21 protein-coding genes are annotated in these 22,801 nt (G+C 39.4%); 13 read left to right on the top strand and 8 right to left on the bottom strand.

Annotated elements, in window-relative coordinates:
- Positions 1–109: 109 nt before the first annotated feature.
- The 3 genes from I6E82_RS01900 (at position 110) to I6E82_RS01910 (ending at position 1,903) form a co-directional block, all read left to right on the top strand.
- Positions 110–358: a TIGR03643 family protein gene (locus tag I6E82_RS01900; RefSeq protein WP_007581511.1), complete on the top strand. Its 249-nt coding sequence runs from the start codon at positions 110–112 to the stop codon at positions 356–358.
- A gap of 76 nt (positions 359–434) precedes the next feature.
- Positions 435–797: a hypothetical protein gene (locus tag I6E82_RS01905; protein ID WP_024608978.1), complete on the top strand. Its 363-nt coding sequence runs from the start codon at positions 435–437 to the stop codon at positions 795–797.
- 23 nt (positions 798–820) lie between these two features.
- Positions 821–1,903: an endonuclease/exonuclease/phosphatase family protein gene (locus I6E82_RS01910; RefSeq protein WP_197116556.1), complete on the top strand. Its 1,083-nt coding sequence runs from the start codon at positions 821–823 to the stop codon at positions 1,901–1,903.
- Between the two features lie 146 nt (positions 1,904–2,049).
- On the opposite strand, the gene I6E82_RS01915 is transcribed toward I6E82_RS01910, so the two are convergent.
- A complete protein-coding gene (locus tag I6E82_RS01915) occupies positions 2,050–2,430 on the bottom strand; it encodes a VOC family protein (RefSeq protein WP_197116558.1) in 381 nt (126 codons plus the stop codon).
- Between the two features lie 820 nt (positions 2,431–3,250).
- Between I6E82_RS01915 and I6E82_RS01920 the strand changes: the two genes are divergently transcribed.
- The gene (locus I6E82_RS01920) at positions 3,251–3,598 is read left to right on the top strand and encodes a hypothetical protein (protein WP_197116560.1); all 348 of its coding nucleotides are present in this window, start codon (positions 3,251–3,253) and stop codon (positions 3,596–3,598) included.
- A 158-nt stretch (positions 3,599–3,756) separates the two neighbouring features.
- On the opposite strand, the gene I6E82_RS01925 is transcribed toward I6E82_RS01920, so the two are convergent.
- Both I6E82_RS01925 and I6E82_RS01930 read right to left on the bottom strand, forming a co-directional pair.
- Positions 3,757–5,133, bottom strand: coding sequence for an NAD-dependent succinate-semialdehyde dehydrogenase (locus I6E82_RS01925; RefSeq protein WP_024590269.1), 1,377 nt, complete (start codon positions 5,131–5,133; stop codon positions 3,757–3,759).
- A 217-nt stretch (positions 5,134–5,350) separates the two neighbouring features.
- On the bottom strand, positions 5,351–5,866 hold the full coding sequence (locus I6E82_RS01930) for an NUDIX hydrolase (protein WP_197116562.1): 516 nt from the start codon (positions 5,864–5,866) through the stop codon (positions 5,351–5,353).
- 232 nt (positions 5,867–6,098) lie between these two features.
- Between I6E82_RS01930 and I6E82_RS01935 the strand changes: the two genes are divergently transcribed.
- The 6 genes from I6E82_RS01935 to I6E82_RS01960 are packed head-to-tail and all read left to right on the top strand — an operon-like array spanning position 6,099 to position 12,266.
- Positions 6,099–7,439, top strand: coding sequence for a sigma-54-dependent transcriptional regulator (locus tag I6E82_RS01935; protein ID WP_024593308.1), 1,341 nt, complete (start codon positions 6,099–6,101; stop codon positions 7,437–7,439).
- A 14-nt stretch (positions 7,440–7,453) separates the two neighbouring features.
- Entirely contained in the window at positions 7,454–7,663 is a 210-nt protein-coding gene (locus I6E82_RS01940; RefSeq protein WP_007581523.1) for a histidine kinase dimerization/phospho-acceptor domain-containing protein, read from the top strand.
- A 38-nt stretch (positions 7,664–7,701) separates the two neighbouring features.
- On the top strand, positions 7,702–9,186 hold the full coding sequence (locus tag I6E82_RS01945; protein ID WP_197116564.1) for a sensor histidine kinase: 1,485 nt from the start codon (positions 7,702–7,704) through the stop codon (positions 9,184–9,186).
- Entirely contained in the window at positions 9,187–9,648 is a 462-nt protein-coding gene (locus I6E82_RS01950; protein ID WP_002958089.1) for a response regulator, read from the top strand. It begins immediately after the preceding gene.
- 10 nt (positions 9,649–9,658) lie between these two features.
- The gene (locus I6E82_RS01955; protein WP_197116566.1) at positions 9,659–11,626 is read left to right on the top strand and encodes a hybrid sensor histidine kinase/response regulator; all 1,968 of its coding nucleotides are present in this window, start codon (positions 9,659–9,661) and stop codon (positions 11,624–11,626) included.
- Positions 11,627–11,645: 19 nt separating this feature from the next.
- The gene (locus I6E82_RS01960; RefSeq protein ID WP_197116568.1) at positions 11,646–12,266 is read left to right on the top strand and encodes a fumarylacetoacetate hydrolase family protein; all 621 of its coding nucleotides are present in this window, start codon (positions 11,646–11,648) and stop codon (positions 12,264–12,266) included.
- On the opposite strand, the gene I6E82_RS01965 is transcribed toward I6E82_RS01960, so the two are convergent.
- From I6E82_RS01965 to I6E82_RS01975, 3 genes are all read right to left on the bottom strand, one after another.
- Positions 12,217–13,140, bottom strand: a complete 924-nt coding sequence (locus I6E82_RS01965; protein ID WP_197116570.1) for an ABC transporter substrate-binding protein — start codon at positions 13,138–13,140, stop codon at positions 12,217–12,219. The genes I6E82_RS01960 and I6E82_RS01965 overlap by 50 nt on opposite strands.
- A 116-nt stretch (positions 13,141–13,256) precedes the next feature.
- Positions 13,257–14,309 (bottom strand): aldo/keto reductase, encoded by a 1,053-nt coding sequence (locus I6E82_RS01970; RefSeq protein ID WP_197116571.1) that lies wholly within the window; start codon positions 14,307–14,309, stop codon positions 13,257–13,259.
- Between the two features lie 9 nt (positions 14,310–14,318).
- A complete protein-coding gene (locus I6E82_RS01975; RefSeq protein WP_010553137.1) occupies positions 14,319–14,753 on the bottom strand; it encodes an acyl-CoA thioesterase in 435 nt (144 codons plus the stop codon).
- A 727-nt stretch (positions 14,754–15,480) separates the two neighbouring features.
- Here I6E82_RS01975 and dinB point away from each other — a divergent pair.
- Both dinB and I6E82_RS01985 read left to right on the top strand, forming a co-directional pair.
- Complete coding sequence (gene dinB / locus I6E82_RS01980; protein WP_024590076.1) at positions 15,481–16,533, top strand: DNA polymerase IV; 1,053 nt, start codon at positions 15,481–15,483, stop codon at positions 16,531–16,533.
- A gap of 129 nt (positions 16,534–16,662) precedes the next feature.
- Positions 16,663–18,183 (top strand): M17 family metallopeptidase, encoded by a 1,521-nt coding sequence (locus I6E82_RS01985; RefSeq protein WP_197116572.1) that lies wholly within the window; start codon positions 16,663–16,665, stop codon positions 18,181–18,183.
- 74 nt (positions 18,184–18,257) lie between these two features.
- On the opposite strand, the gene I6E82_RS01990 is transcribed toward I6E82_RS01985, so the two are convergent.
- Together I6E82_RS01990 and I6E82_RS01995 are read right to left on the bottom strand one after the other, a co-directional pair.
- A complete protein-coding gene (locus tag I6E82_RS01990) occupies positions 18,258–19,895 on the bottom strand; it encodes a methyl-accepting chemotaxis protein (protein WP_197116573.1) in 1,638 nt (545 codons plus the stop codon).
- A 142-nt stretch (positions 19,896–20,037) separates the two neighbouring features.
- The gene (locus I6E82_RS01995) at positions 20,038–22,263 is read right to left on the bottom strand and encodes a S9 family peptidase (RefSeq protein WP_197116574.1); all 2,226 of its coding nucleotides are present in this window, start codon (positions 22,261–22,263) and stop codon (positions 20,038–20,040) included.
- 111 nt (positions 22,264–22,374) lie between these two features.
- On the opposite strand from I6E82_RS01995, the gene I6E82_RS02000 reads away from it, so the two are divergent.
- Entirely contained in the window at positions 22,375–22,779 is a 405-nt protein-coding gene (locus tag I6E82_RS02000; protein WP_197116575.1) for an HIT domain-containing protein, read from the top strand.
- Positions 22,780–22,801 lie beyond the last annotated feature (22 nt).

Raw genomic sequence — 22,801 nt, forward strand, 5'->3', positions numbered from 1 at the left:
TATCTTTTAAAGTACATAACTTGAACGCCAATTATACAGTTACTGAGCTTAATTGCATTGATCTAAGTATTTTTACCTAGCGTATAAGTTAAATTTTGTGAGATATACCATGTTTAACGCAGAGCAGCAGTCACGCATTATCGAAATGGCGTGGGAAGATAGAACCCCCTACGAGGCTATAGAGCAGCTATACGGATTAAAGTATCCGCAGCTGGTGGTTTTTATGCGAGACAATGTTTCAAAAGGCAGTTTTAAAGTGTGGCGTAAGCGCCACGCTGGTCGTAAAACAAAACATTTAAAATTACGCGATCCCGCTATTATGCGAAGCCACTGTAAAACACAATATAAACAGCGTTAAATAAGTGTAAGTTGTTTCATATGATGTTCAGCCGTGTTTGTTAACCTTTAGCTATTAATTACGCTAGAGATTATTTATGAGAGCACTAACATACACAACACTAATAGCATTGGCTTTATGTTCAATAAGCGCAGACGCAAAACCGCATAAAGATAAACATGGTCATAAACACGGCCATAAAAAGCATCATTCACATAAGCATAATGACAATGACTACCTTTCTAAAAAAGAGGCTAAGCAGTTAATTCGCGCAGGTTGGACGCCACCTGGGCTAAGTAGAAGCTATCACCGAGGCGACTTTTTAGAGCGCGATTTATACAAACGAGGTAGAGTAATTGAACGCTCTAGAGATAATGGTACAGTGAGTATTGAAATAGACCGTACAGTTATTCATATGGTGCACGATACCCGAGAAATACTTTCAATTTTAAGTCGCTAAATTAACGTTATAAGGATATTAAAATGCTCATTGCGCTGGCTATAATTATTGGCTTTTTTTTACTGGTTACCTTATTACCTATGTCGTACAGCCAGCATTACTTAGTGCGTAGCTGCGATTTTGTGCGCTTACAGGTATTTTATATTGCCAGTTTTGTAGCCGTTACTTCGTTGTTTTTATTATGGCAAAGTAGCGAAATAGGTTACGTGTTTATAGCCTTAACCTCATTACTTATAATGATTTTACAAGGTAAATGGATTTACCCGTATACGTGGCTTGCTAAAAAAGAAGTGCAAAGCGCACCTAAGCACATCGACCATAGCATACGAATTATGTCGGCAAATGTACTTATGTCGAACCATAAAAGTGAGCAGTTAATTAGCCTTGTTGATGAGCATCAACCCGACCTACTTATTACGCTTGAGAGCGATAGCTGGTGGGAAAATAAATTATCAGTCATTAAAAAAAATTACCCGTATTACATAGAATGCCCTAAAGACAATCGTTATGGCATGCACTTATACAGCAAGTTTAAAATACTCGATGCACAAATATGTGAGCTTATAGAAGAAGATATTCCCTCAATTCATATTTTGTTTGAAAACGATGAAGGCCTGCAAATGCAAGGGCACTTTATTCACCCCGCACCACCAAGCCCGACCGAAGAAGACTCATCACGTCCGCGCGACTCAGAGCTAATAATGGTGGCTAAAGCACTTAAAAACCCTACACGACCTACCATAGTTGCCGGAGATTTAAACGATGTTGCATGGTCGCGCAGCACCCGTTTATTTATGCAAATAAGTGGCTTTTTAGACCCTCGAAAAGGCCGTGGTTTTTATAACACCTTTCATGCAGGCTACTTTTTTATGCGTTGGCCGCTCGATCACTTATTTCACAGCGAAGGATTTAAAGTAAAGCGTATTAAGCGCTTAGCTAAGTATGGCTCTGATCACTTTGCACTCCTTACTGAGCTTTCTTACGAAAATGCTAATCAGCAGTCATTAGAAACTAAATCGGCAGCGCATAAGCAAGAAGAAATCCAAGAGCTCGCAATGAGTAAAGCAGATAAGCGAAAAGTGCCGAGGTTTGAGAAAAAGTTATAGCTATTAGGCAGTGTAGGTCGGATAAGTGGCGAAGCCACGCCATCCGAAAAAATAATGAATTGGCTAGCAACAACACGACTACCACGTTTATGTTGTCGAGTGACTAGAAAGTGCCAAGAGCGGATGCTCATAACCTTAGTCACTTGTTATACGCGTTTCTCAACTTTCCAAGGAGGATTTAAGCGGTTTTCACCTGCCCAGTAAAGTTTGATTTTATTACCAGACGGATCTTTAAGTATTGCTTCTTTCCACAAGTACCGTTGCTCTGTCGGCTGTTGTTCAAACTGAAAACCTTCTTTGGTCAACTCAGCACACAGTTCATCAAGTTTTTCATGCTCGAAGTAAATCACAGAACTGTTTTCAAATTCACTGGATTCGAGTGATAAGGAAAAAGTAGAATTCCCATCTGGGCAAGAAAACCTTGTGTAATGGGGCGTATCGACAATTTGAGTGAAGCCGAGTTTTAGATAAAAGTTAACAGCAACATCCATATCTTTTACTGGTAAAGTAACCTGGTTAAGTTCCATTTAAACTCCTAGCGTATAACTTTTCAATAACGGGCGCAGGCACGTAGTGAGCGAATTTATTGAGTTGTTATGCATGTTTATATACAGAGTGAGTTGTGTTTTTAAAACAGTGTAAGGCGATAAAGGCCCCTAAAGTTAAACTAGTCACACTACACAAATAATTTAAGTTATAGATTATCGTTTCCATTCGGCTCTCACTGTCGAGAAAAACATAACACGAGGAAATTATGTAAAGTAAAGCTATAACAGAGCTCCCAATTTTATAGGAAATCTTTGACGTGTTAAAAGCTGCGAACAGCAATGCTACTGAAAAAAACACACTTGAAAATGCTCCGATGTAATAAGCTGAATCTTGGAATTGATAACCTAATTCTTCATTTCGTAACATGACAAAAGGGGATATGAAACCGATTAATTCGGCTAGAATTGGTCCACTAAATAGTCCAAAAATTAAAATTTTAAGAGCACGGATCACTACACCTCCTTCTAAATGTATAACACTTTTATCAGAGGACACTTTTCCTATTTTAGCGCGAAAACGTCCTTTTTTTTATGTACTTATATTAATAGCAAATAGTGTAAACTATTGCCAGATATAAATATTATACTTTCTGTAGCCTATATGAACATGTAAAAAAGAGGAAAGTTTCCTCTTATTCTTACTAAATTAGTGACTACCATCTCAATGACCGCTTATCACTCATTGTTGCCTGTCAGGTTAAGTTTAGTGAAATAGATTGCATTGCATAGTTAAAGTTTTTATATTGTTCGGCGATATTTTATTTGGTGCTAATAAAGCACTGCGTGCAAAGGAAAGCATGTGAATTATAAAAAAATGTACTACCCAGTTAAGGCGCTTGCTGTTATGTCTTTAGTTGCAGTTGCTATTAAGTACTGGATGCCAACTGAGATTGGCTTTGCGTTTATGCTGTTGCCTTATTTGCTTCTATTTTTTTTAGCGAATGCTAATAACTACCGAAATAAACGGCTTTTTCTTATTAGAATCATAGCTGCATTATTTGCTATTATTTTAGCGCCAGTTCTCATTTTTGGCATTGAACCTGACCCTCAAGCTGGAATAGGTATTATGTTTTTGCTGATAATGCAGCTAGCTGCAATTAGTGCCTCTGAATTTATTATATTATTCTTTTATGTTGATAATGATTAAAAAGCAAACTGCTCATTTACAGTTATTACTGTGTAGTTGCTTTGTGGTTTGAAATTAGTAGAGACTAAGCTCTTCTATAATCTAATTTTAAAGTTAAAAAAACCTAAAAGCGGTTACCCACTTTTAGGTTTTCTAATGTATTAGTATTTAAAGCTAAATTAGCTGGCGATCATAATGCTTTTAACATTAACAAATTCGCGCATACCAAAACCGCCGTGTTCTCTGCCGTAGCCACTGCCTTTAACACCACCAAATGGTAAGTTAGGTTGTGCTAAACCGTAGCCGTTAATGTTGATCATGCCGGTGTCGAAGTACTTTTTAGCAAGCTCAATGGCTTTTTTCTCGTCTTTTGAGAAAATACCACCGCCTAAACCGTAGCGAGAATCGTTGGCGATGCGCATAGCATCGTCGTTATCTTTGGCTTTAATAAGCGAAGCGACAGGGCCAAATAATTCGTCGTCGTAGGCCGGCATACCAGGTGATAGGTTATCTAGTAGAGTAGGTGGGTAGTAATAGCCCGTTTGCGATGGTATTTCGCCACCCGTTACTATGTTTGCACCTGCTTTAACTGATTCCATTACTTGGTCGTGAATACCGTCGCGTAAATCTTCACGGGCCATTGGACCTAAGTCTGTGTCATCTGCCATTGGGTCGCCCATTTTCATGGCTTCAAACTGCTCTTTAATTTGTGCTTTAAAGTCATCGTAAAGTGACTCAACAACAACATAACGTTTAGCTGAAACACACGTTTCGCCGTTATTGATCATGCGACCTGTTACACAGGTTTTAACTGCAAGCTCTAAATCTGCGTCATCGAGTACTAAGTAAGCGTCATTACTACCAAGCTCTAACACTGTCTTTTTAGCGTGTTTACCCGCTTCTTCAGCTACTTTTTTACCTGTGGCATCGCTACCCGTAAAGGTTACGCCGCTAATTGCTTTGTGCGCAATGAGTGAGCTGGCGGTTTTACCGTCGATGAGTAAGTTGCTGAAACAGTACTCTGGGAAACCAGCTTGTTTAAATAGCTCTTCAATTTTTTCAGCCATGCCAAATACGTTACCAGCATGCTTTAATACGGTTGTGTTACCCGCCATTATGTTGGCAGCACTGTAGCGAATTACCTGATAAAGCGGGAAGTTCCACGGTTGAATACCTAACAGTACACCTGTTGGTTGGTAGCTGATAATTGCACGGCCGCCGTCCATATCACGTTCTTCGTCAGCAAGTACTTGTGGGCCTTGTTCGGCTGTGTAACGACAAATTCCTGCACATAGTTCAACTTCTTGAAAGCCTTGCTCGTATACTTTACCCATTTCTTCGGTCATGAGTTTTGCGATAGATTCTTTTTGCTCTTCGAAAAGTGAGGCTAACTTATTAAGATATCTCGCACGTTCAGTGAACGACGTTAAGCGCCATTTTAAATATGTTTCGTGAGATTTTTCGATTACCTGTTCTGCTTCTTTTTGAGAAAGTAGCGTGTAGGTTTCAATGGTTTGCTCAGTTGCCGGATTAATCGTTTTAACTGTGTTACTCATTTCTATCTCCTTACAAATTATGTAATGGTGATAGTGCAAAACGAAAGCCAATATCAAAAAAACAGCACTAATTAATTCAAGCTATTGAAATGTAATGTCTATTTTTGGTTTTCTATTCTGCTAATAACTTTTTACTACTATGAATATATTACCCAAAGCAGTAAAAAGTTCTGATTGATGCAAAATTTACAAGATTGACTGCTCATGCTTATTCAACTTATAGAAGTTCTTTAGCAATGCGCTTTAATAGGTAGGTTTCTCGTAAAATGGAGAGTCCTTGTTTTTCACTGTTAGCAAGTGTGCGCTCGTTATGAGCAATTGCATCGTTAATATCAACCCATTTAGCAGTCATGCCATTTTGCTGCTCATAATGCTCTAACTGTGCTTTGCCAAACTCGTCGGCAATATTACATACAAAGCAATACGATTTGATATGAATAATATCAAAGTCTTCTTTATACCAAGGGCGATACTCTTCATAGAGTCCAAAGGCCTTAACTACACTTATTTGTTGTGCACCGGTTTCTTCGCTTAGTTCGCGAATTAAGCCTTGTTCAATACTTTCGCCTTCATCTACTCCACCACCAGGTAAGCTGTAATCTTCATAGCGGCTTGTATACATTAAAAGTATTTTATTATTTTTAATAACAATGGCGCGAGCTGTTAAGCGCGTAAACTGACTACCGTGGTCAATATTAATACCTGAATGAATTAAGGTTTTTAATTGCTGCATTTCGTCTCCTTTTTTAGGTTTTTGATAATAACAGTTGCTACCATTCTATAAATAGAAACGATTTTAATTATTTTTATATTTTATGATCGATTTTTTTAAGCATACGTAAATATAAGGTTGTTAAAATAAATAGCATTGGATTAATTAGCTATTTAAGTAATTAGATTCTAGGCGTGCCTTTAAATTAATATTTAGGATGCGTAGAATAAGAAAAAAAGCATAGGGATTTATCATGTTAGACATACTTTTAGTAGACGATGACGTTGAATTTAGTGACGTTGTTTGCCACATAGTCGAATTCCTCGGCCACAATATAAGTACCGCCACCAGTTTAAAAGAAGCACATCAATGGTTTGAAAATAATACCTTTGACCATGTGCTACTTGATTTTATGTTACCTGATGGTAGCGGTTTGCACTTACTTGATCATTTAAAAACGATTGGGCAATCCCCAAAAATTACACTTATATCGGGTCATCCTTCAGTTAAAGGCATTTTAGCTGAAATGTGTGAGCCAAATGTAGGGCATTTATTAAAACCATTACAACGCGAAGATTTAGAACTCGTTTTAAATGGCCCTAAAAAAACAGTTAAAAAAGCCAAGTCGAGCGGTATTACACGTCACTTTGGTGGGTTAATTGGTGAGTCTGAGCCAATGCAAAAACTATACAACATGATTGAACGCGTAGCTAAAACAAACGCTAACGTGATGCTTATGGGTGAAAGTGGTGCAGGTAAAGAAGTAGTGGCTCAAGCTATTCATAACGCAAGCCAGTGCGAAGGCCCATTAGTTGCTAGCAACTGTGGCGCACTTTCAAAAGAGTTAATTGGTAGTGAGTTATTTGGCCACGAAAAAGGCGCATTTACAGGCGCAATAGCACGTAAAGAAGGTGTGTTTGAGCAATCAAATAACGGTACTTTGTTTTTAGATGAAGTAACCGAAATGCCAATTGATATGCAGCCAAATTTACTGCGAGTGCTTGAAACTAAAAAAGTAACACGCGTAGGTGGTAACAGAGAAATACCAACCAATTGTCGTGTTATTTCAGCCACTAACCGCTCGCTTACTGATTTAGCGCAAAATAATATTATTCGTGAAGATATTTACTTTAGGTTGGCTGTTTTTCCTATTGATATACCGCCACTTCGCGATAGAAAAGAAGATATTCCTTTATTAGCTAAAGCATTTTTAGATCAACTTAATGATGAAAACGGTACCCCATTTAGTTGGACGCCAACGCAGCTCAAAGAACTGCAAAGCTATGAATGGCCCGGTAATGTGCGAGAGCTTCGCCACGCTATACACCGTGCATTTATTATGAGCGATCCGCAAACCAGCGACATTACTCTACCTGATAGCTTAGAGTCGCCTTTTTCGCGCGTTAATAACCAAGCGGCCGAAAAGCCAGTATCAGCAGGACAAACCATTGAAGAAGTTGAAAAAGAACTTATTCATGCAACGCTTGATAAGGTGCAAGGTAATAAAACGCTTGCTGCACAAATGCTGGGTATTAGCACCAAAACACTTTATAACCGCCTTAATGCATATGGCGGTATTGGCGAATATAAATAGATTTGAGGAAGGGCATGACATCCGATAACCAAACAGAGCAACTAAACAAATTAGTACACGATGCAAGAGCGCCGCTTAATCGTATATCGATGAATGCAGAGCTTATTAAGTTGGTACTTGAAAACGATATGCCAAAAGAAAAAGCGCTAGATGCACTTGATAAAATTATTAACAATTGCCAACAGTGTAGTGAAAGTTTACAAAAAATAACTGACTCTCAATAAATAGTAAGTGTTGTACAAACTCTAATTCGGGAAGCTAAATGAGCAAGCAAAAACAGCAAGGTAAAGCGAATGTTACTTGGGCAGCTTTTATAGTTGTTGTGTTAAGTATTATTGTAGGTAACGCAGTTTTAGCATTGAATACGATTCAAGGTTTAACGCAAACCCAAAAGAGTTTAGACAATACTAATATGCTGACAACAGCAATTGAGCAACTGCATTTATCAGTAGTTCAGGCTGAGTCGGGTCAGCGCGGTTATTTATTAACAGAAGAGACTGATTATTTAACGCCTTATTACGATGCTATTGGACAAATTGAAGCGCAAACAGATCATGTTAAGTCACTACACTCTGAGATTGACGGCCAAGCTGAGCGTATTGCTCAGTTGTTAGTACTAGTTGATAGCAAAATTAAAGAGCTAAAACAAACGGTTAATCTTGCTTTAGATGACAAAGAGCGACGTGCAATTTATGTGTTAAATACACATAAAGGTCGGGAGCTTTATAAGCAAATTAGAGAGTATGTTAATGAAATTCAAGACCGTGAATTACTCTTTAAAGTGAGCCATTTTTCAAAGTTAGCGCAAATTAAGAATGAAGCTAAAATCACGTTTGCTATTACAGCAATCACAAGCTTATTACTTATTATTGGTATGTTTGTAATGACACGTCTTAATTTAAGAAATGCAGCTAAGTATCATTTTGAGCTTGAGAAACAAAACGAGACTTTAGCAACTAAAGTGTCTGAGCGTACGCAAGAATTAACGTTGTATTCTGACGAACTGAGCCGAAGTAACCGAGAGCTTGAAGAATTTGCTTTTGTAGCGAGCCATGATTTACAAGAACCGCTTAGAAAAATTCAAGCCTTTAGTGACCGCCTAGAAACAATGTTTAAAGATGAGCTGGGTGAAAAAGGGATTGATTACATTGGCCGCATGAAAAATGCAGCGCAACGCATGTCTAACTTAATTAATGACCTATTAGAGTTCTCGCGTATTACAACACGCGGTAAAGACTTCGATGATACAAATTTAAACGAAGTAGTAACCGATATATTAAGTGATTTAGAAATTGCGATAAAAGAGTCAGATGCACAAATTGATGTAGAAGACTTACCGGTTATTCAGGCTGATAAAAGCCAAATGCAGCAGCTGTTTTTAAACTTGTTGTCGAACGCTGTTAAATTTAGGCGCCCAGGTGTAAGTCCACATATAAAAATTAGTTATCAAGATAAAGATATTTTTAGTGAGGATCATAATACCAATTTGAGCTTTCAAGTTATTACTATAGAAGATAACGGTATTGGTTTTTCACAGGACTATGCCGATAAAATATTTGTACCGTTTCAACGTTTGCACGGTCGCTCACAATATAAAGGCACAGGTATTGGCCTTTCTGTATGTAGGCGTATTGTGGAGCGCCACGGCGGAACAATTACAGCAAAAAGTAAAGACGGTGAAGGTGCAACCTTCATTATAAAACTACCTGTGGAAGCTGCGCTTTTCACATTGCAAGGAGAGGCTTAAATGCCCTATTCAAAAGTAAAACCTATTACTATTTTAATGGCAGACGATGATGAAGATGATCGTTTGTTAACACAAGATGCCCTTGCCGAAAGCCGTGTACTTAACGAGCTTCATTTTGTTGAAGATGGCGTTGAGTTACTTGAATATTTAGAACGTAAAGGTAAGTTTGAAGACAAAACAGTGTCGCCACGACCAGGATTGATATTACTTGATTTAAACATGCCAAGAATGGATGGTCGTGAAGCGCTTGAAGCTATAAAAGGGAACCCTAACTTAAAGGGAATTCCGGTTGTTATTTTAACTACGTCTAAGCAAGAAGAAGACATGGTTAAAGGGTATAACTTAGGTGCTGCATCTTATATTACAAAGCCTGTGACGTTTGATGGTTTAGTTGATTTGATGAAAACGCTAGGAAAATACTGGGTAGAGTTTGTAGAGCTACCGACAACATTTAACGATTAATGGAGATTGTATGTTAGATAAAGTGACTCAGTTGCTGCTTGTAGAAGATGATGAAGATGATTACATACTCACCTGCGACTATCTGGACCAATTGGATTCACACACGTTTAACATTCAATGGATAAGTTCCCCAGAGCAGGCAATTGCAACGCTTAGCAAAAATGAGCACGACATTTGCCTGCTTGATTACCGCTTGGGTGCATCTAATGGTTTAGATGTACTAAAAGAAGCCATTGCTAATGGCTTTAGCGGCCCAATTATTATGCTTACCGGGCAGTCAAACGACGAGTTAGACTCGGCGGCGCTTGATGCCGGTGCAGTAGATTATTTAATAAAAACAGAAATGAGTTCGAGCCGCTTTGCGCGCGCTATTCGCTATGCACTTGCTCGTAAAGATGTTGAAGGTGAGCGAGTAGAGCGTTTAAAAGCCGAAGCCGAAAATCGCTCAAAAGACCGCTTTTTAGCTCATTTAAGCCACGAATTACGTACTCCTCTATCGTCTATTTTAGGTTACACCGAACTGTTAATGCAGAGCGACTTCAGTCAGCAAGCAGAAAATGAACTAGGTGTTATTTATCGAAACGGTAAACATTTATTGAGCCTGTTAAACGATGTGCTCGACTTATCTAAAATAGCCGCCGATAAACTGGAGCTGACCCTAAGCGAAGTTAACCTTGATAGCATGCTTGCCGATGTATACACGCTAATGCGCGTATCGGTGCTTGATAAGGGCCTTACGCTGCGCTTTGAATCTCATCAGCCATTGCCTTTGGTTGCACGACTGGATGCAACAAGAGTTCGCCAAATTTTAATAAACCTAATAAACAATGCAGTTAAATTTACCGATAAAGGCGAAATTGTTGTTAATGCGTGGACGCAATGGGTTGATGATACCGAAATGCTGTTTTTTAGCATTAAAGACTCAGGCATGGGCATTGCCCCTGAAAAACAAGAACTGATATTTAAGCCATTTGAACAAATAGCTGATGTAGAATCACGCTCTGTAGGTGGCGCAGGCTTAGGCTTGGCAATATGTGCTGAATTGTTAGCACGTATGCACGGTGATATTAGTTTGCATTCTGAAATTGGCAAAGGCTCTACGTTTACTATTTCGGTTTACCCAGGTGATATTAGCGAAGTAGAACGACAGGTACTTAATTTTAGTAGTGCGCCGCAACTACAAAGTAAATCGGCTCCATGCAAAGTGCATGGGCGAGTATTAGTAGTTGATGATTTACGTGATTTACGCATGCTAGTTGGTCATATGATCAGTACTTGTGGTGCGCGCGTCGATTATGCCGAACATGGCCAACAAGCGCTTGAAAAAGTGCGTATTGCAGATGCGTATAAAGCGCCTTACGATATTATTTTTATTGATATTCATATGCCTGTAATGGGCGGCAAGGAAGCTACCATAGAGCTTAGAAAAATGGGTTACAAAGGCCCAATAATCGCGCTCACTGCCGCTACTATGAAAGGCATACATGAGGAGCTTGCTGCACTAGGCTTTAACGATGTAATACCAAAACCTGTTGATAGCGCGGCTTTATACCAAAGTTTGCAAGATTATTTGGTAGCGCCAGAGCATGCACCGCAAGCTAAAGATATAAATTGTAGCAATGGCTTAACCGAGAAAAAGCAGCGCTTTTTACTTGTTGAGGACGATCACGATGCAGCGCAAATTACGCAGCTACTTTTAGAAAGTCTAGGCGTTGAAACCGTCATTGCGTCTAGCTGCGCACAATGTTTGCAAATACTTAATCACGACCAGCAATTTAATAAGGTATTGTTAGACATGCATTTACCCGACGGACGTGGTATAGACTTAGGCAAGCAGATTAACGAACGATACCCTGAATTACGTTTAGTAATTGTAAGTGGGGCAGAGCCAGATCCTAAAGAAATAAAAGATTTAAATATTGATCGAGTTTTACTTAAACCTATTAATTTGAGCTTACTTGAAACGCTTATTAGCTAATAACTGAGACATTATTTATATGTATTCAATAAAGTTAGTATCTGAAGAATTAACACCATCAAAAGTAGTCTGTGTTGGTCGAAACTATACCGCACATATTGCAGAGCTAAACAACGAAACACCAGATCAAATGGTTTTATTTAACAAACCAAATAGCGCGATTACAAATACGTTATTTGCGGCTCATAACGGCGATACACTGCATTATGAAACCGAGCTATGTTTTGTAGTTAAAAATAAAAAATTTGTAGGGGTTGGACTCGGCCTTGATTTAACTAAGCGTACTGTGCAAAGTAAATTAAAAAATAAAGGACTTCCATGGGAGCGCGCTAAAGCGTTCGACGGCTCTGTAATTTTAACTGATTTTGTAGCGCTAACTGATGTAATGAAGCACTTTAGCTTTGAACTTAAAATTAATAATAAAGTAGTTCAGCAAGGCGATACTCATTTTATGCTGCATAACCCGGACTCAATTTTACAAGAAATTAGTGAATTTATGAGCTTAGAAGATGGTGACGTAGTAATGACAGGCACACCGTCGGGCGTAGGTGAGGTAACAGCTAAAAGTATTTTTGCTGTTGCGCTTTATGCTAATGAACAGTGCTTGCTTGAGCATCAGTGGCAAGTAAGTAAAAATTAATAACTTGCTGTTGGTAGTGTTTATCAAAGTCGGCAAAGGTAGTTTTAAGCCAATTATGCTGACTTTGTTGATACTCAGGCGATTGTAGTACATTATTTTTTAGCGCGCGGTTAATTTTTTTAAGCGCTTGCTGTGCAAAATTATTAGGTGCGTTAGCCGCACAACCTATTGCTCCTCGTATAAATTGAATGTCATTTTCTTCTATTGGTACACTTTCTATATTCGTATACTCCCCTTGTTTATTAAAGTAATCGGCCATAAACGGGTAATCAATTGAGTAGTCTAAAAAGCCATGACTCAAGCGTGCTATAACAGCCTGACTTTCATTTTCGCTACTCCAACTTAACGATGACTCTTTATCTCGTTTTGTATTTTCAATAATTGTATTAATTTTAGTTGTAAATTTACGTGCAGCAGCTTGCCCGTATACGTATTGCGGGTCGGTTAATAAATTAATAAGGTGAATGGGCGAGCCGTGCTTTTCTTCTAATTTGGGCTTTAGCTCTTTAGTCGTGATAATTGAAAATGGGGGATATACCGTTGTTGGATTTGAGTAGTTAAGTAGTTGGTTATTATGTTTTTTATAAATAACACACGGGAAGCATACGTTTTTTCCTTCACTTAAATATTTATTTATACGCTGCTGAGGGACAATTAAGCGGGTATGTTTTACATCTGTTATGGTTCTAATGAGTTGCTCGGTTAGGTTGTCGCAAATACCGCCTTGTGGTGCACTTTCGCTTTTAGCTATATGAAAAGGGGGCGTGTAACTTTGCAGCCAAACAATTTCTTCTAGAGGCTGTACTTTTTTCTCAACGGCATGCGCGTTAAATACAATTAATAGGCAAAATGCATAGTATCCGTTTCTCAGCATTGATAAGTGTTCGTTGAATTAAGAAAACTTAATTAAAGTATAGTGTTGGTTGTAGTAGGGTCAAATATTTTAGTTAAAAGCAGCCTTGTTCAAGGCTGCTTTTAACTGGTACATGCTTAATAAGGCATAGGATAGTTTTTAAATATAGTGTTAATCTCACTAAGAATTTCGTCGCTTAACGTGATGTTAAATGCATCAATATCTTCTTTCAATTGGGCTATGCTTGTTGCACCAATAATTGAAGAGGTTACGCCATCTACTTGGTTACACCATGCGAGTGCTAGTTGTGCTGGAGTAATATTGTTTGCATGAGCCAGCTCAACATACTGCTTAGTGGCTTGCTCTGCATTTGGTGTATCTCTAAAAATACCGTTGCGCTGCATGAAGGTCCAACGAGAGCCTTCTGGGCGAGCACCGTTTAGGTATTTACCCGTTAATAAACCGGCTGCTAAGGGCGACCACGGTAAGTAGGCAATATCTTCGTGTACACATTGTTCTATTAAATACGGCCAGTCTTTAGCGTGCGCTAAGCTAAACTCATTTTGAATAGATACCATGCGCGGTAAGTTATGCTCTTTGGCCAAGCTTAAAAACTGGCTTATACCCCATGGCGTATCGTCTGATAAACCGCAGTGCTTAATTTTACCTGCTTTAACACATTCATTAAGGCCCTCTAGAATATCAAGCATACTAGCTTGCTGCTCTTGTGTATTTACGTCGGAAAATTTAAGAGTGCCGGGCCATTGTCTGCCAAAGTGCGGGGTAGAGCGGTTTGGCCAATGCAGCTGATATAAATCAATGTAGTCGGTTTTAAGGCGCTTAAGTGAATCGTCTACGGCTTCTATTACTGTTTGGCGCGTAATATTGCCACCATCACGTACCCACGATAATCCATTGCCTGCAATTTTTGTAGCAAGTACCACATCGCTGCGCTTTTGCTGATTACGCGATAGCCAATTGCCAATAATTTCCTCAGTTTTACCATAGGTCTCTGGAGAGGGCGGTACTGCATACATTTCGGCTGTATCAATAAAGTTTACGCCTTGCTCTAACGCGTAGGCTATTTGTTCATCAGCATCGCTTTGAGTATTTTGTTTACCCCAAGTCATACTGCCTAAACATACTCTTGAAACGTTAATACCACTGCTGCCAAGTGGGCTGTATTGCATGAGAATTCCTTATTGCTCGTCTTGAGAGTAGCTAACTAACGCCGATAAAAGAGGCTCTGCAATGAGGGCTTTTTGGCCTGTTTCAAAATCAAACATAACCACTTTTGAAGTGCCTGTTGTTGTTATAGCGTTTTGTGCGTGACTAAATACGGTGTAATTCATAACAAATCGGTCTGTTTTTATATCAGAAATAGTAACACCGACTGTAAGCGTATCTGGGAATGTAACTGGGCGTTTATAACGAATGTTATTTTCGCTTATTACCGGGCCCACGCCATTAGGGCTTATTGTATCGAACAGATTTATTTTATTTAAGAAGTCGATTCGGGCTATTTCAAAGTAACGTAAATACACTACATTATTTACGTGTTGTAGTGCATCCATATCAGCCCACGCTACGGTGATGTCGGTATGGATAGGGTGCTGATCTTTAAACGTTTGCATTATTTATTGGCCCTTAATTTTAAAGTATTTAGATTATCAATATGGAGTTGTGAGCTCAAGGTAATTAATAGCATGTTTTTTTATAAGATGATTGTACCTGTTTAATTTTAGGTCTACAGTTAAATTACACAGACAAACACAAAAACACACAAAGGTAAAAATATGCAGAATATAATTAATTGGTCCTTAGCTTGTTTGGTTTTTATAGCCTCTTTTACCTGTTACGCAATGGGTAACGAATCAGGCGCTATTATTTTAATGTTAGCGGGGTTTTTTTTCGAGGTTATGTTTTGGTTGCGCGGTTATAAAGAGCAAGAAGGTAATAAGCGCTTTTTTTAATCGCTAACTAGGGCCTGTTGACCTTTCAGGATTAAAATTTGTTCAATCTAGGGGCTATTTAATCGCGGCGCGAGGTTTGTGACCTAGTGGGCTCGATAACTGCTCCTGCGTTATTCTACTGACTTACATCCATGTAAGAATAAGTAAAAACCGAGCAACAAAGAGTAAATTGCCCCTAGGCAGAACCCTTCGGGCAGCGTATGTTTGGCATTTGTGCTACGTTATCGCCTATTTATGGGGAATAACCACACTACATAGGCTCTGCCTTGCCTAAATACCAAACAGTCTGCTGCAAATTTAACCTCGAAAGATAAACAGGCCCTAGGCTTGCTTATCACATTTGATTCTATAATAATGACTGTATAAATAACCAGTTATTGTTGTGGTGATGAAGAAGTTTATTCACATAGACATGGATTGCTTTTATGCAGCAGTAGAAATGCGAGATAATCCAAAACTTGCATGTGTACCGCTTGCTATTGGAGGCAATAGCCGACGAGGCGTGCTCTCAACCGCTAACTACATAGCTAGAGAATATGGCGTACGATCGGCTATGTCGAACTATCATGCTAAACAATTATGCCCCGATTTAGTTATTGTCCCTGGGCGCATGGCTGTATACAAAGAAGCTTCAAATCAAATACGTGAAGTATTTAGCCGCTACACAGACTTAGTTGAGCCTCTTTCTTTAGACGAAGCCTACCTAGATGTAACAGACAGCACTGCTTGTAAAGGCAGTGCCACACTTATTGCACAGCAAATAAGAGCCGATATTTACAATGCCACAGGGCTCACTGCATCAGCAGGTATTGCACCGATTAAATTTATTGCCAAAATAGCCAGCGACGAAAAAAAACCGAATGGTCAATTTGTCGTTTTGCCTCATGAGGTCGATGACTTTTTAGCGCAATTACCGCTGGGGAAAATTCCGGGGGTGGGTAAAGTAACGCTCGAAAAGCTAAATTTAAAAGGCTTATATACCGGCAAGGATGTACGTGAAAAAGGCGTTAACTGGATGCAGCAACATGTGGGTAATTTTGGTGTGTCGCTTTATCAAAAATGTGCAGGTGAATATGTTGGTAAAGTATCAACAGATCGCATCAGAAAGTCGCTGAGTGTTGAGCATACCTACGAATACAATAAAACAAGTTTGCAAGAGTGCTTAGATGAGCTGCCAAAATTGTTAGACGAATTAGTTTTAAGACTTAATAAACAGCAATTACAAAACCGTATTAATAAGCTGAGTGTTAAAGTGAAGTTTGCAAATTTTGTAGTAACCTCAGCCGATCAGGCATACCACGAGCTAAACACAGAAATATTTATTCAACTCCTTACTAAGGCTTATCAACGAGGGCTACAACAACCTGTAAGATTACTTGGCATAGGCGTTGGCATTAAAAGCGAGCCAGAACAAAACTTTCAACTTAGTATTCTCGATTAAGCTGTAAAGCCTGTAACCCCAAGTTGCCATTTATTGGCAACTTGTATAATTAGCTCATCGCACCTTGCTGGTCTTCAATATTTAAATCGACGATAATAGGGGCTTATGTTTTCTAACAGGACTTTATTTATGGCATACCCTCAAGCGGTTAGTGCAAGCCTTGAATGCACATCTCATGATGCGCTTATTATTATTAGTGATGACTTTTCTCTATTACCAAATAACTCATTACGTAATGCTATTTTAGACCAAGCAAAAGTTGATTCTCGTATTGGTAAACAAGTTACTTTATTAGTGATTGAAAACAAACGCGTTGTACTTGCGCCAACGGGTCCGTTAAATAGAGATTACGACGATGTACGCCGTTATTTTGATGCTGCTAAATTAGCGATTAACGAAGCAAAAGCGTCGGGTAGTGTTAATCCTGTATTATTTTTACCAAATTTAAATGGCGATAGCCGTTATCAGCATGCTTTAGAAGTTGCTTATTTAGGCGCTTGCCAAGCCTTATGGCAGCCATTAGAAGCGCGTGAATATCACGGTGAAAGTATTGAACCTATTACTCAAATTGGTTTAGTTGGCGCAAGCGAGCAAACAATTAAAGCTGTTAATGCGATTGCTGCAGGCCAATATGCCGCGCGTGACTTATGTGGCACTGAACCTGAGCGTATGGCTCCACCACGTTTTGCTGATTACTGCGTTGATTTATTTAAAGGCTCAAGCATTGCAGTTGACGTAATTGATGATATTGCAGCTATTGATAAAAACTATCCAATGCTAAGCACTGTTGCTCGTGCATCGTATGCAGTTGAGCGCCATCACCCACGTGTTGTTAAGCTTGAATATGTACCAGAGGGCGAAATTACTCGCACACTTATGTTTGTAGGTAAGGGTCTTGTATACGATACAGGCGGTGCAGATTTAAAAGTAGGTGGCCATATGGCAGGCATGAGCCGTGATAAAGGCGGCGCTGCTTCTGTTGCGGGCTTTATGAAAGCCGTTGCGGATTATCAGCCTAAAGACGTTAAAGTGGTATCGTACTTAGCCGTTGTTCGTAACTCTATTGGCTCGGATTGTTTTGTGCCAGATGAAATTATTACTAGCCGCGAAGGTATCCGTGTACGTATTGGTAATACCGATGCAGAAGGGCGCTTAGCAATGGGCGACCTGCTTAGCGAAATGAAAGATTTAGCTAAAGGCGAAATAAACCCAACGTTATTTACTGTAGCTACATTAACGGGTCACGCGGCACGTGCAATGGGTCCTTACGGTGCGTATGTTGAAAATGGTCCAGCTCGTAGCGCTGGTGTTTCACGTCAAATAGCTGACCTTGGAGATTTGTGGGCCGATGGCGCAGAAGTATCGCGTTCTCGCCGTGAAGATTACGACTTTATTAAACCACGCACGCTAGCTGACGATGTACTCTCGAGTAATAACGCAGCATCTGCTGTTACTGCGCGTGGGCATCAGTTCCCTATGGCGTTTATGGCTATTGTTGGTGGGCTTGATAAGCACGGTAACGACTCTGCACAACCTTTGCCTTATGTGCATATGGACATTGCTGGAAGCGGTGTTGAAGGCGGTGATTGGCAGCATGGCAAGCCAACGGCTGCATCAGTAACGAGCTTGTTTGCACGTTACTGTTTGTAAGCTAAAAACCTACATGCAATAAAAAAGCCCTGTTAATTCAGGGCTTTTGCATTTTATGATAACGGTATGGGCTATTAATCTAATTTAAAACGATTAACTACGCTCGAAAGCTCTAGGCTACTTTGTTTAAGATTATCACTGGCATCGGTAAGCTGTTTAGTATTATTTAATGATTGCTCAGTTGATTGAGATAGCTCATTAATACGCAAATTAACCTCGTCGGCAGCTTGAGTTTGTTGCTCTGTGGCGCGTGCTATCTGGCTGTTCATTTCGGTAATAATTGAAACAAGTCGTTCTATTTCATTAAGTGAAGTATTGGCCGATGACGCCTGATCTACGGTAGAAACTGAAAGTGCTTGGCTTGATTTAACAGCTTCTACTGCTGCTTTTGCACCTTCTTGAAGTTTAGTGATCATGGTTTGAATTTCGTCGGTACTTTGCCCTGTACGACTGGCTAGTGTTCTTACTTCATCTGCAACAACAGCAAATCCTCGGCCATGCTCTCCTGCGCGAGCAGCCTCAATGGCAGCGTTTAATGCCAGTAAGTTTGTTTGCTCCGATATGCTTCTTATTACATCAAGTACAGAGCCTATATTATGGCTCTCGTTGGCTAAATCTTCTGTTACACGGCTGACTGTTTCTATGTTGCTTGAGAGTGTTTCTATTGCTGTAATTGTTTGCGCAACCACATTTTTACCCGTTGATGCGTTTTGTGCTGCATCCTTAGCTGCTTGCTCTGCGGCTTCGGCGTTACGGCTTACATCATGTATTTGGTGAGTCATTTGCTCCATGGCAGCTGCAACTTGGGTTGAGCTGTCGTTTTGAAGCTCAATAAACGAGTGGCTTGTTCTACTTGAATCATCAACTGTATGCGCATGCTCGCTTACATCGTTTGCACTTTGTGATACATGAACAAGAGACTCTCGCATTTTTAAAACAAATAAATTAAATGAGTGTGATAGTTCAGATATTTCATCGTTACCGGATTCATTTAATGTACGAGTTAAATCGCCTTCACCTTGTGAAATATCTTTCATCATATCGGCTGCTAAACGAGTTGGTATTAAAATGCTCTTGCCTATAAAGTAACTAAGTAAAATAACAGCAATAATCATAATTGTTGCACTGACGACTATTAGATTACGTTGCTCGCTAAATGCTTCGTCAATTGAATCAAGATAAACACCTGAGCCAATAATCCATTGCCATTGATTAAAACCTTTAACAAATGCGATTTTTTCAACCGGTTTTTCTTTACCTGGTTTTGGCCATTTATAAGGAATAAATCCCTCGCCAGAGCGTTTAACTATATTAACCATATCAACAAACAATGCTTTGCCGTCAGGGTCTTTATTATTGGTTAAATCTTTTCCTTCAAGCGCAGGTTTTATAGGATGCATAACCATTTTTGGCTGGTAATTGTTAATCCAAAAGTAATTGGTTTTGTCGTAGCGCAGAGCTCTTATTGCATTAAGTGCTTGCGATTGAGCTTGTTGTTGAGTGAGAGTATTATTTTGCTCAAGATCATAAAAGTGCTCGATTATACTGTACGCAGTTTCTACTACATTTTGTGTTTTAAGGTACTGCTCGTTTTTTAGCGAACTATATTGATGAGTCAGGCTCGATATACTAAGTATTATTAGTCCAAATACAACTATGGCTATTAACAATGAAAAACGCTGGGATATACTAAAACTACGTAGACTAGGCATACATTTATCCTCAAAAAGTGTGCGCTTTAGCGCATAGAATAAGCGTAGCTAAAAAAAGAGTTTAATCTAGGCTTAACGCCCATTAATGCAAAAAAAAAGCTGATTTATCAATCAGCCTTTAGTCTGTTATTACTTTACTTGCTTATTTAACATCAAAATGGCGATTAAAGAAGTTTGTAATTGTTTGATGTAAGTGTGTTTGCACTTGTTTACCACGTAGGCTGTGCTTAGAGCCTGGGTAGGTCATCATTTCAAACTGTTTTTCGTTATCTTGCAGTTGTTTAAACAATTTAGTTGAATGAGTAAACAGCACGTTGTCGTCAGCCATTCCATGGTAAATCATTAATGGGCCTTTTAAGCCATCAGCATATGGAAATACTGCGCTGTCTTCATACCCTTTAGCATTCGTATCAGGGTGACCTAAATAACGCTCTGTGTAATGCGTATCGTATAGAGCCCAATCGGTTACAGGAGCACCCGATACGCCGGCTTGAAAGTAATCGCCTGCTTTAAACATAGTCATAAGTGCCATGTAGCCGCCGTAGCTGTGGCCATAAACACCGATGCGTTGTGGGTCTACGTAATCAAGTGTACGTAAAAACTCTACGCCTTTAATTTGATCGGCAACTTCAACCACGCCTAGGTTTTTATAAATAGCATCTTCAAACTTTTTACCACGGTTGTACGAACCACGGTTATCTAGTTGAAAAATTACGTAACCTTGTTGCGCCATGTACTGAAAGTACAAGTTTTTACTGCGCCAGCTATTCGTCACTCGTTGAGCATGCGGGCCGCCGTATACGTTAACAATAACAGGGTGCTTTTTGCCATCAGTAATGTTGCTAGGCTTAAATAAACGGTAATGCATAACTTGGCCATCATCGGCTTTAATTGTGCCGTATTCTGGTTTTGTTAAGTCGCTTAAATAAGGAGTAAGCGGGTGGCTACTATCTAGCTTATTTTCTTCAAGCCATGTAATAAATTCGCCGTTTATTTTACGAAGCGCTGCTGAGTTTGGTTTATTATCAGACGAGCTATTATCGATAAAGGTTTTGCTGTCTTTTGCTAGCACAACATTATGGTACTGACCTTTTTCGGTGATTCGTTTGGCATCGCCTTTTTTAAATAAAGGCGCGCTGTATAAATGGCTTTCAAGCGGTGTATCTTTTCGACCGGCAAAGTAAACAATGCCTTTTTTCTCATCAATACCTTTTAAGCTATCAACAGCCCAATCACCAGAGGTGATTTGACGAACAAGTTGACCGTTTGTGCGATACAGATATAAGTGTTTAAAACCGTCGCGCTCAGATGCCCATACAAAATGTTTTTTGTCTTTTAAAAACTCAAGATCAAAATGTAAGTTAATCCACGTTTCGCTGTTTTCGGTTAATGCTACTTTTTGGACTTTAGTTTCGCTGTTATAAAAACGAAGCTCTAATTTATGTTGCGAGCGATTTTGCCATTGGTAAGACAGTGTATTGCCGTCTTTTAGCCACTTAGCACGCGCGATATAAATGTCTTCATCTTTACCTAAATCAATCCAATCTACTTTTTGGTCATTTAGCTTAACCACACCGAGTTGAATTTTTACGTTATCGGTACCTGTAAACGGGTAGCGCTGGTTAAATAATTTAACTTCATCAGCGTAAATTTCGTTACGGATAGCTTCTTTTACTGGGGTTTCGTCAACGCGGGTATAGGCAATTTTAGTTTCATCACCTGACCACCAGTAACCCGTCATGCGGCTCATTTCTTCTTGAGCTACAAATTCGGCCATGCCGTTTTTAATTACGCCGCCGCCATCTTTACTAAGCTGAATCTCTTTACCTGATTCAAGCTCTAAAGCGAATAGGTTTTGCTCTCGAATAAACGATACGTAGTTACCTTTAGGTGAAAAGCGTGCATCGGTTTCAAATGTTTCAGTGTCGGTTAGTTTTTTACTTTTAGCAGAGGCTAAATCGTAATAGTAAAGGTCGCCGTTAAGTGGGAATAAAAGTGCTTTACCGTCTTTAGACCATTTGTATTCTAATATGCCTTTACCAAAAATACGTTGGCGTTCGCGGCGTGCTTTTTCTTCATCAGATAGGTTTTCTGGGCCTGAAAATAACTTTGCCGAATCAACTAGCACACGGTTGGTGTTATCTTTTAGATTGTATTCCCATAAATCGTAGCGGTTGTAGTCATCGCTTTTGCCTTGTAAATAAGTTACACGGCTGCCGTCAGGCGAAAATTTAAGTTGTACAGGTGATTTACCTGAAAGGCTCGGATCGTCAAAAATACGCTCCAACGATAAAGGTTTTGCTTGAACACTAATAGCGCCAACCATTAATGGAAGGGCTAGTGAGAGGTGTTTTATTTTTTTTAGCACAAGGTTGCCTTAGCTTATTATAAATATTGCTTTGATGGTAAAGCCAAGCGTGTGCAACTGCAACTAAATGCTATAAAGTGGCGATTATTAAAGACAAAGTAGGAAATAACAATGACTAACCCTGAATTTAAACTAGCGCCAGAACTTAAACGTGACTGTATAGAGCTTGCCGATTGGCCACTATGTAAAGTACTTTTATTGAACGACAGCCAATATCCGTGGTTTGTATTAGTGCCTAGGCAGGCTAACTTAAAAGAGATAATTGATTTATCTGAGGATGATCAAATTGTGTATTTAAAAGAGTCAGCCAAGCTAAGTAAATTATTAATGGATGTGTTTAGCCCTGATAAGTTAAATATAGCGGCTTTGGGTAATATGGTGCCGCAATTACATATTCACCATATTGCACGCTTTACTACTGATGCTGCTTGGCCTGCGCCAATTTGGGGTAAGTATCCAGCTGTGCCGTATACAGATGTACAAATTGCAGCGTTAAAAAAAGCGCTGCAGTTTTAAGCTGCAACGCTTTTTTAGGGTT

Source organism: Pseudoalteromonas sp. NZS11 (assembly GCF_015864765.1).
Taxonomy (GTDB): Bacteria; Pseudomonadota; Gammaproteobacteria; order Enterobacterales; family Alteromonadaceae; genus Pseudoalteromonas; species Pseudoalteromonas arctica.

Excerpts from the sequence above, each read along its gene's own strand:
- I6E82_RS01905 (WP_024608978.1), top strand. The coding sequence starts at position 435 with ATGAGAGCACTAACATACACAACACTAATAGCATTGGCTTTATGTTCA.
- I6E82_RS01970 (WP_197116571.1), bottom strand. The coding sequence starts at position 14,309 with ATGCAATACAGCCCACTTGGCAGCAGTGGTATTAACGTTTCAAGAGTA.
- I6E82_RS01965 (WP_197116570.1), bottom strand. The coding sequence starts at position 13,140 with ATGCTGAGAAACGGATACTATGCATTTTGCCTATTAATTGTATTTAAC.
- I6E82_RS01940 (WP_007581523.1), top strand. The coding sequence starts at position 7,454 with ATGACATCCGATAACCAAACAGAGCAACTAAACAAATTAGTACACGAT.
- I6E82_RS01990 (WP_197116573.1), bottom strand. The coding sequence starts at position 19,895 with ATGCCTAGTCTACGTAGTTTTAGTATATCCCAGCGTTTTTCATTGTTA.
- I6E82_RS01955 (WP_197116566.1), top strand. The coding sequence starts at position 9,659 with ATGTTAGATAAAGTGACTCAGTTGCTGCTTGTAGAAGATGATGAAGAT.
- I6E82_RS01930 (WP_197116562.1), bottom strand. The coding sequence starts at position 5,866 with ATGCAGCAATTAAAAACCTTAATTCATTCAGGTATTAATATTGACCAC.
- I6E82_RS01975 (WP_010553137.1), bottom strand. The coding sequence starts at position 14,753 with ATGCAAACGTTTAAAGATCAGCACCCTATCCATACCGACATCACCGTA.
- I6E82_RS01935 (WP_024593308.1), top strand. The coding sequence starts at position 6,099 with ATGTTAGACATACTTTTAGTAGACGATGACGTTGAATTTAGTGACGTT.
- dinB (WP_024590076.1), top strand. The coding sequence starts at position 15,481 with ATGAAGAAGTTTATTCACATAGACATGGATTGCTTTTATGCAGCAGTA.
- I6E82_RS01915 (WP_197116558.1), bottom strand. The coding sequence starts at position 2,430 with ATGGAACTTAACCAGGTTACTTTACCAGTAAAAGATATGGATGTTGCT.
- I6E82_RS02000 (WP_197116575.1), top strand. The coding sequence starts at position 22,375 with ATGACTAACCCTGAATTTAAACTAGCGCCAGAACTTAAACGTGACTGT.
- I6E82_RS01945 (WP_197116564.1), top strand. The coding sequence starts at position 7,702 with ATGAGCAAGCAAAAACAGCAAGGTAAAGCGAATGTTACTTGGGCAGCT.
- I6E82_RS01925 (WP_024590269.1), bottom strand. The coding sequence starts at position 5,133 with ATGAGTAACACAGTTAAAACGATTAATCCGGCAACTGAGCAAACCATT.
- I6E82_RS01900 (WP_007581511.1), top strand. The coding sequence starts at position 110 with ATGTTTAACGCAGAGCAGCAGTCACGCATTATCGAAATGGCGTGGGAA.
- I6E82_RS01910 (WP_197116556.1), top strand. The coding sequence starts at position 821 with ATGCTCATTGCGCTGGCTATAATTATTGGCTTTTTTTTACTGGTTACC.
- I6E82_RS01960 (WP_197116568.1), top strand. The coding sequence starts at position 11,646 with ATGTATTCAATAAAGTTAGTATCTGAAGAATTAACACCATCAAAAGTA.
- I6E82_RS01950 (WP_002958089.1), top strand. The coding sequence starts at position 9,187 with ATGCCCTATTCAAAAGTAAAACCTATTACTATTTTAATGGCAGACGAT.
- I6E82_RS01985 (WP_197116572.1), top strand. The coding sequence starts at position 16,663 with ATGGCATACCCTCAAGCGGTTAGTGCAAGCCTTGAATGCACATCTCAT.